General features: G+C 39.4%; 8 protein-coding genes. All 8 read left to right on the top strand.

Going from position 1 to position 8,041, the window contains the following annotated elements; genetic code table 11:
- Positions 1–209 precede the first annotated feature (209 nt).
- On the top strand, positions 210–938 hold the full coding sequence (locus tag G622_RS0119585; protein WP_026512059.1) for a MerR family transcriptional regulator: 729 nt from the start codon (positions 210–212) through the stop codon (positions 936–938).
- Positions 939–1,386: 448 nt separating this feature from the next.
- Positions 1,387–1,869: an NUDIX hydrolase gene (locus tag G622_RS0119580; RefSeq protein WP_044958171.1), complete on the top strand. Its 483-nt coding sequence runs from the start codon at positions 1,387–1,389 to the stop codon at positions 1,867–1,869.
- 5 nt (positions 1,870–1,874) lie between these two features.
- Entirely contained in the window at positions 1,875–2,567 is a 693-nt protein-coding gene (locus tag G622_RS0119575; RefSeq protein WP_026512057.1) for a hypothetical protein, read from the top strand.
- Between the two features lie 361 nt (positions 2,568–2,928).
- Positions 2,929–4,158: a hypothetical protein gene (locus G622_RS0119560; RefSeq protein ID WP_026512056.1), complete on the top strand. Its 1,230-nt coding sequence runs from the start codon at positions 2,929–2,931 to the stop codon at positions 4,156–4,158.
- Between the two features lie 18 nt (positions 4,159–4,176).
- Entirely contained in the window at positions 4,177–4,491 is a 315-nt protein-coding gene (locus tag G622_RS0119555; RefSeq protein WP_026512055.1) for a hypothetical protein, read from the top strand.
- A 382-nt stretch (positions 4,492–4,873) separates the two neighbouring features.
- On the top strand, positions 4,874–5,833 hold the full coding sequence (locus G622_RS0119545) for a hypothetical protein (RefSeq protein ID WP_081675421.1): 960 nt from the start codon (positions 4,874–4,876) through the stop codon (positions 5,831–5,833).
- Positions 5,827–6,570, top strand: a complete 744-nt coding sequence (locus tag G622_RS0119540; RefSeq protein WP_026512053.1) for a hypothetical protein — start codon at positions 5,827–5,829, stop codon at positions 6,568–6,570. The genes G622_RS0119545 and G622_RS0119540 overlap by 7 nt, the downstream gene beginning before the upstream one ends.
- A gap of 331 nt (positions 6,571–6,901) precedes the next feature.
- Positions 6,902–8,041, top strand: a 1,140-nt coding sequence (locus G622_RS0119535; protein WP_026512052.1) for an IS110 family transposase, incomplete at its 3' end; no start/stop codon positions are given.

The raw sequence follows: 8,041 nt of genomic DNA, 5'->3' as shown, positions 1-8,041 counted from the left end.
ACAGCTATAAAAAGGCTGGAATTATTCATCCAGCCTTTTTGTGATGCTTAAAAATGGTGAAATTGAAAACACTTAAAAATAAGCCGTTTCGCAATTGACATTTGTTAGCAGGTTTTTATGAAAAAATTTGAAAAATTTGAAATTAGTGTTGACTCTGACGTTGGGTAATAGTTTACGGTATAATTATCACGACGAAGGAGATAAATACTATGATGACAGTAAATGAAGTAAGCAAGCTGACGGGAGTGAGTATACGCACTCTTCAATACTATGACAGGATTGGACTCTTAAAACCGACAGAGTACACCGGGGCAGGGTACAGGCTGTATGACGATGCAGGACTGGAAAAGCTGCAGCAGATTTTACTGTTTAAGGCGCTTGAGTTTCCTCTTAAGGATATAGCTGCAATAGTAAATAGTGAGAATTTTGATAAATCAAAGGCATTGGAACAACAGATAGAGCTTTTGACTTTGAAAAAGGAGCACATTGAGAACCTTATCACCTTGGCTCGTGGATTAAAGGCGAGAGGAGTGAGAAGATTGAATTTTACAGCATTTGATACAAAAAAACTTGATGAATATTCTAAGAGAGCAAAGGAGCAGTGGGGTAAAACCTCGCAGTATAAAGAGTTTGTAGATAAGAGTAAAAACTGGACAAAGGATGATGAGAAGACTCTGATGGAAAATCTCATGCAGATTTTTGTTAGATTTGGCCAGCTTCGAGATCTTGACCCTGCTTCAAAGGAAGTGCAGGAGCAGGTAAAGTCTTATCAGAACTATATCACTGAAAATATGTATACTTGCACTGATGAGATTCTCCTTGGACTTGGAAAATGGCTCGGAGGTGGTGGAGAAGTTGCCGAGAATGTAGACAAGGAGTGCGGAGAGGGTACAGCAGAATTCGCTTATCAGGCAATCAGGATTTATTGTGAGAAGTAGAGCCACAATAGTATAACCAGAGCATTAAATGTACCAAAGGACTTGGGGGTTATTTGTAAGACAAATTGAAATATCTGATATATTTCCAAAATGGAAAAACTAAAAAAGAGTAATATGGATGAGACAGCAGATCATTAAATTGGTGGTCTGCTGTTTTTTGTTTTTAATAAGGAAATATTGGGAGGTACAGCTTTTGAGTAGAAAAGAGAGGATAAGCTGGTCTCTAACAAGTATGAGATCAAGAAAAAGACTTTTGATATCATCATCAAACAGACTGATTATGATCAGGATGCATTGGATAAGAAAAACACCAATATTGAAGAGTTCTTCGATGTTATTGATTGGTAAAACAAGGCGCTGTTTAGCAGTATTAATTGCTGTTAAGCGGCGTCTCTTTTTGATATATTAGAAATAGTTTGTTGGAAATAGTTAAGGGGAATAATTGGATATGAGTAAAGACATGACAGTGGAGTGCGACAATGGACTTATTAACATCAGAGTAGGTGCAATTATTCTGAAGGATGGAAAGTTCCTTATGGTTGGGAACCATATCAGACCAGAGTATTTATATTCTGTAGGGGGTAGGATCAAGTTCGGAGAGACTGCCGAGGAAGCAGTAATACGTGAGGTGTATGAAGAGACTGGAATAAGAATGGAAGTAGACAGGCTGGGGTTCGTTCATGAGAATTATTTTTATGGGGATGCGGAGTCTAACCTTGGGAAATTGATATATGAAATATCATTCTTTTTCTACATGAAGGTCCCGGAGGATTTTGAACCAAAGTGCAGCAGCTTTACTGAAGATGATCACCAGGAATTTCTTAAGTGGATTGCTCCGGATGATCCGATTAAGTTCTACCCGGAGTTCTTCAGGACAGAATTATTACATCCGGTAAATGAGGTTAAGCATTTCTTGACGGATGAAAGGTGAATACAATGAAAATTCTTTTTATTGGCAATAGCCATACTTATATGAATGATATGCCTGAGCTTACCAGGGAAATGATAGAGAATGCAACGGGTGAGAGCTGCGAAGTGTTCATGCTGGCATATTCTGGAAGATCGCTTAAATGGCACATGGGAGAGGAATACTTCTCAGAGCGATTTAATATCCTCCATGGTAGATATGATTACTGCATTATCCAGGAACAGGCGCATCCCATGACGGAAGAAGCTGACACAATTACGTATGCAGGAAGAATAATTGAACTTTGCCAAAAAGCTAATACTAAGCCGGTTATTTTTGAGACTTGGGCTGAAAAGGGAAGTCCTGAGAATCAGAAAGAGATGAACTGTCGCTATCAGGAACTCTCAAAAAATCGTGGAGTACTGCTTGCGCCTATTGGAGAAGTATGGAGTGAGGCCTTTGAGAAATTACAGAACAGAGCAGATGCAGATCTGTATTATAAAGATGGTGCGCATGCTTCAGCCATTGGAGATTATCTTATCTCAATGCTCCTGACTAAAGTTATCACAGGAAAACTTCCGGGTGATGACCTTTTAAAGGCATACGATTTCACATTGCCTGACAGTGACTGGATTCCGGTAAATGAAAATGTTGATGATGAGATTGTAGAGATTCCTTTGGAAGTAGCACGTGTGATAAGAGAGTGCGTTGAGAATAACTGATGAATATAAAATCGTCAACAGGCTGTTGACGTTTGAACCCATCGGTTTAAAAAATCAGAGAAAAATAGTATTGACAGCGATTTGTCAGTCAACTATACCTACAACTAATAATTTTCAGAAAGGTAGATGCTATGGAAAGACTTATTCTCGTCACAACATACATGGTCACCAATAAGCCCGTGAATGATAATCAGGGGTTTGATTTTGATATGTATGATGAGGATATAAGAAGATATTGATTACGTGAGAAAAGAACTGCTTAATATCTATCCTGAAGAGATTGCAGAGCACTATATCAATTCAATAAGGCTTCTACAGGAAAAGGTTGCAAGTATGTAAAAGAGATTGCGGGGGCAATAGCGTGGTTAAGACAGTTAAAGATTACAGAGTTGGTATAAACAAGATATTTTCAAGATATACGAGATACGGTTTTGTTGAGTACAGGGATTGCAACGGCCTTGAATGTGATATGGTCGACCTTATGCTTGAAGCGACAGAAGAGCTTGGCGGACGCGGAGAGTATAAAGAACTGTTTGAGATTGCCTGCAAGGGCTTTCTTAAATGGGGCAATACTGATAAGGACGATGATGGGCAGACTCAGTATTTTGCTAGCATTATTGAGGATACCTGGGATGTAGTCTATAAGGCTAATGATCCCAAGATGCCCCACAAGAAGATGTACGAGTGGTTTGTTGGGCATATAGATGGCTCTGTCATCGACTATATGGAAGACTACTTATATGATTATTTGCTTGAGCATTTTAAAGAACCTGAGCTCTTGCAGAAGAAGATTGATTTTTACAATGTAAAGATAGAAGCGGGCGAGGCGAAGAAGGACGATTCCTATCATGATTTTCAGGCTGAGCGTTGTGGCCTATATGTTCTGAGGACCATGGCGGATATGAAAAGACCTATCGAAGATATCCGCCAATACTCCAAGGGCGTTAAAATGTACAGCCTTAAGGAGACTATGGCTCAGATTGAGCGTGACTACGGTAACATGGACGAAGTCATAGCTATATATAAAGAACTGGCGGCAGAGGAGGACAAGCGTGGCTGGGCTCGCGATGACTGGCACAGGAAGTTGATGGATATATATAAGGAGCTTGGCAACAAAGAGGAATACCACAAAGAACTTTTAGCTTCTATGGTACTTAACGTTGGTGATGAGGCTCTGTGGAAGGCTTATAAGGCACAGTTTTTCGAAAAGGATTGGCCTAAGGCTTGTCAGGATATCTTTTCCCGAATAAAGGTAGGAAACTATAGGATTTATCCATGGTATGCGGCTGAGGAAAGATATGATCTGATGATGGAAGGGCTGGAGGCATGCTTTTACAGTGACAGGCTGAAGCAGTATGAGAAAAAGTTGAAAGCTCTTTATCCGGAAAGGTGTCTCAAGCTTCTTGTTGTTGATACGAATCTGATGGCTGAGCAGAGTAACAAGCGCGCTGATTATCGTAGAGTAGCAAAGAATCTTAACTGGATATGCAGATATCCCGGCGGTGCTGAAAAGGCTGCACAGATGGCCGATAATTACCGTATCATTTACAAGCAGCGCAGGGCTATGATTGAAGAAATCGCGGATTTTTGAGGTGAGGAGCTAAGTACTATGGATATAAACGAAAAAGACTGGAAGCTTTTCAGAAAGTACCTTCCTGATTGGCAGGAGAACTACATGGAAAAGTTGATCAAAGACTACATTGAGTTCCTCAAAGGTGATGGGCTTGCATCTGACAAGTTCTGGGAGCTTGAAAAGAAGATTAAGGCAGACAAGAAGAATCCAGGAGTTCTTTTGCAGGATGTCAGAAGATCAAATTTCCATGTGCATCTGGCGTCATTGGTGGGTTATGAGGTTGTCTCAATGAAGGACCTGGATGGATTCAGTGATGAGACTAAAGAAATAGTAGAGCGTATGGTTAGATGAGTTCAGAATGGGGTTTTGGATTGTAATGGATTTTAAGAAGTTAATGAACTCGGAGGAGTATGATTTCCTCCGGACAAATGAAAGACTTGGAAATAGAATAATGTTGCTGGGCCTTGGAGGCAGTTATTCATATGGCACCAACAATGCTTGGTGACTGAGATGGGAGTACATACCAAGAGAGATTCTGGATTACATTACGAACTAATACTGATTTTATCAACCACACGTTAAATGACAGGACTGAACTATCCTATTAAAATAAAAAAGCATAGATGTTGTTTTTGGGGTTAATATCACTGAGATTTGCAGGATAGTAACATAAATATTGAACGATAACATATTTAATGTTACTATAAAAGAAAAATGTTATCGAGGTGATATTATGCTGGAAAATGCTTTAAAAAACGCCTTTGGTATAAACTGTCATTTGGAACAAATTAAACTAAAAGGGTTACCTTTATACATGGTATCAGGAAGAGTCTTCTATAGTGCTGTAATGGGAGATGCATCATTTTTGATTGTCAAATTGTCAGACCGGGAGAAGTTCGGCGTTGTGGCATTCAAAAAGCAGCTTTCTCAGTATATGGAAAAGACAGGGCTTAATGTGGCATTTTGCTTTGATGACATCACAAGAGTACAAAGAGATGCGTTGATAGCAAAAGAGATTCCGTTTATTTCATTACCGGATCAGATTTTTTTGCCTTTCCTTGGGGTAATGCTTAGTAATAACTTAAAAAGAAAAATGATTGTGTCTACAGACAAAATGATGCCAGCAACGCAATGCCTTTTTCTTTATCTGTTATACAAAAGTGGAAATGACTTTTTCATAAAAAAGCAGGCTGCAGATGATCTTGGATTGACAAAAATGTCAATTACCAGAGCTTCAGAGCAACTTAAGCAGATGGACCTTATCAGAGAAGAACGAGTAGGAAAAGAGATAAGGATGGTTCCTAACTATAGAGGGCGTGAGCTATTTGAGGTAGCAAAGGATTATCTCATCAACCCTGTGCAGAAGATTGTCCATACAAAGATTACAAAAGAAGAAGGATTGTTCATCGCCGGAGAAACGATGCTAAGCAGACATAGCATGCTTGCTGCACCAAGCGAGGATGTATATGCTGTCGTTAAAGGCAGCGATATTGTGAGTGGCTTTGAAGAGATAGATACGAGATGGCAGGATGATATTACGACGAGTAGGGTAGAACTTTGGAAATATGATCCGGGACTATTTGCAAATAACGGCGAAGTAGATCCGGTATCACTTGCCATGAGCCTGTCAGACAATGCGGATGAACGTGTTGAAGGCGAATTACAAAGCTTTTTGGAGGAGTATAAATGGTAGCGGGAATTGATTCTTTTAGAGATAAATTCAGAGGATTTGAAGATTGCTACACAGTCATTGGAGGAGCAGCCTGCGATATTCTTATGTCGGAGGCTGATATTGATTTCAGGCTGACCAAAGATATTGATATGATTCTGATCTTAGAGGATAAAAAGGAAGAGTTTGCAAAAACCTTTTGGGAATATATCAAGGAAGGCAAATACAAATGCGGCTGGAAAAACAGAGATAAAATGCATTTTTACAGATTCACTGAGCCGATTGATGGATATCCTGTGATGATAGAACTGTTTTCAAGAAAGCCTGGGTACAATCTTGAAGTCGAAGAAGGGATTATACCAATTCATATAGATGATGATACTTCTAGTTTATCGGCAATTCTATTGAACGATGATTTTTATGATTTTATGTTAAAAGGGCGAAGAGTTGTTGATGGTATCAGTGTTTTAGGTGCTGATTATATAATTCCTTTTAAAATGTATGCCTGGGTTGATCTGAAGCGAAGAAAATCAAAAGGTGAACATGTTAATGAACGCGACTATAAAAAGCATAAGAACGATGTGTTCAGGCTTCTTCAGATAGTTGACCCTGAAGTAAACATAGAGACCGAAGGACTTGTTCGCGAGAGTATTGAAGCGTTTCTGACAGAAGTTATATCTGAACCTGTAAGGACAGAGCAGCTTGGATTACAGATATCTATGGAGGATGCTTTAGAAATCCTTCGTTCAAAGTACTTATAAGAACAATTAATAGGAAAAGCGCCTTTTAGGAGGCGCTTTTTCTCTGCCTAGGTCTATTAAAGTTTTGCAGGCTCTTTCTAGTACCATAAAAGTGTAGTTGTTAGAGAGTAATTAACTCTGACATCTGCACTTATTTTTTTATAATAAGGGGAGTAATTGGTCTGACGTGGCTCTTTTTGGATCAGCGCATCCGTCACAAAAACCGTTAGCCAACCCCTTATTATAAGCATTCGCTTAAGCAGGTAGGGAGAAACACCCGCGTAACCAACTAAACTGAATGGTAATAAGTGTGGCTGGAGCAATTACTAGTTACAGTTGGAGGAGGTTCAGAATGATTAGTGTTGGAATTGATGTATCAAAAGGAAAAAGCACTGTCTGCATACTTAAGCCGTATGGAGAAATAGTGTGCAGTCCTTTTGAAATGCAACATGTTGAGAAGGGGCTAGACGGACTCGATAGTATTCTCCAGAAGTTAGATGGTGAAATACGTATAGTCATGGAAGCAACGGGCATCTATCACTTGCCAGTATTGACTTATCTTACAGAGAAAGGCTATTTCGTATCTGTAGTAAATCCTTTTGTGATGAAGTCATTCGCAAAGGATAACAACTTTAGGGGTGCAAAAACTGACAAACTTGATTCGGTCATGATTGCTAATTATGGAATTGAAAAGTGGTTTAAACTCCAAAAGTATGAAGGTGCCGAAGAGGTATATGCTGAGCTGAAGCTGCTAGGGCGCAGATATAGGTACTATATGGAACTCCATGTTAAGGCTTTACAAGAATTAACTCATATCCTCGATTATGTCATGCCTGGAATCAAGAAAAAGTTTAATAGCTGGAACGAATCAAGTAACAAGGACAAGTTAAGCGATTTTGTGGAAAAGTTCTGGCATTATGATGTAATTACTTCCATGGGTCTTGAAAAGTTCAAAGATGAGTACCTTCTCTGGGCAAAAGAAAAGAAATATCACCGGAGCATATCCAAAGCTGAAGAAGTCTATGAATTAGCATCCGGTGGCATTCCTACACTATCTTCCAGTACCCCATCGACCAAAATGTTAGTACAGGAAGCAGTATCAGTATTAAGGGCTATAGATAGCTCCTTGGCTACTATATTAGCACGAATGCAGGTTCTTGCTAAGTCCTTACCAGAATACTCTACAGTTAGAGAAATGGGTGGTGTTGGAGATGTGCTAGCGCCAAAACTAATTGCAGAAATAGGAGATGTAAGAAAACTTCACAGTGCAAAAGCTCTCATAGCTTGTGCCGGTATAGATCCACCGCCTTACGAGTCAGGACAATTTGTGGGCACAAATCGAAGGATGACAAAGAGAGGATCATCAACTTTACGAAAAGTAGGATATGAAGTAATGCGGGTACTTAAGAGTCATCCGGCGCCCAAAGATGCTGCTGTATATAATTATATAATCAAGAAAGAAAATGAGGGAAAGTGCAAAAAACACGCTAAA

Source organism: Butyrivibrio sp. LC3010, from assembly GCF_000424385.1.
GTDB lineage: Bacteria > Bacillota > Clostridia > Lachnospirales > Lachnospiraceae > Butyrivibrio.
The sequence above is the reverse complement of the archived record's forward strand: the minus strand, read 5'-3'. Positions and strand labels throughout refer to the sequence as shown.

Coding starts and splice junctions, on each gene's coding strand:
- G622_RS0119575 (WP_026512057.1), top strand. CDS start 1,875: ATGAAAATTCTTTTTATTGGCAATAGCCATACTTATATGAATGATATG.
- G622_RS0119555 (WP_026512055.1), top strand. CDS start 4,177: ATGGATATAAACGAAAAAGACTGGAAGCTTTTCAGAAAGTACCTTCCT.
- G622_RS0119540 (WP_026512053.1), top strand. CDS start 5,827: ATGGTAGCGGGAATTGATTCTTTTAGAGATAAATTCAGAGGATTTGAA.
- G622_RS0119580 (WP_044958171.1), top strand. CDS start 1,387: ATGAGTAAAGACATGACAGTGGAGTGCGACAATGGACTTATTAACATC.
- G622_RS0119545 (WP_081675421.1), top strand. CDS start 4,874: ATGCTGGAAAATGCTTTAAAAAACGCCTTTGGTATAAACTGTCATTTG.
- G622_RS0119585 (WP_026512059.1), top strand. CDS start 210: ATGATGACAGTAAATGAAGTAAGCAAGCTGACGGGAGTGAGTATACGC.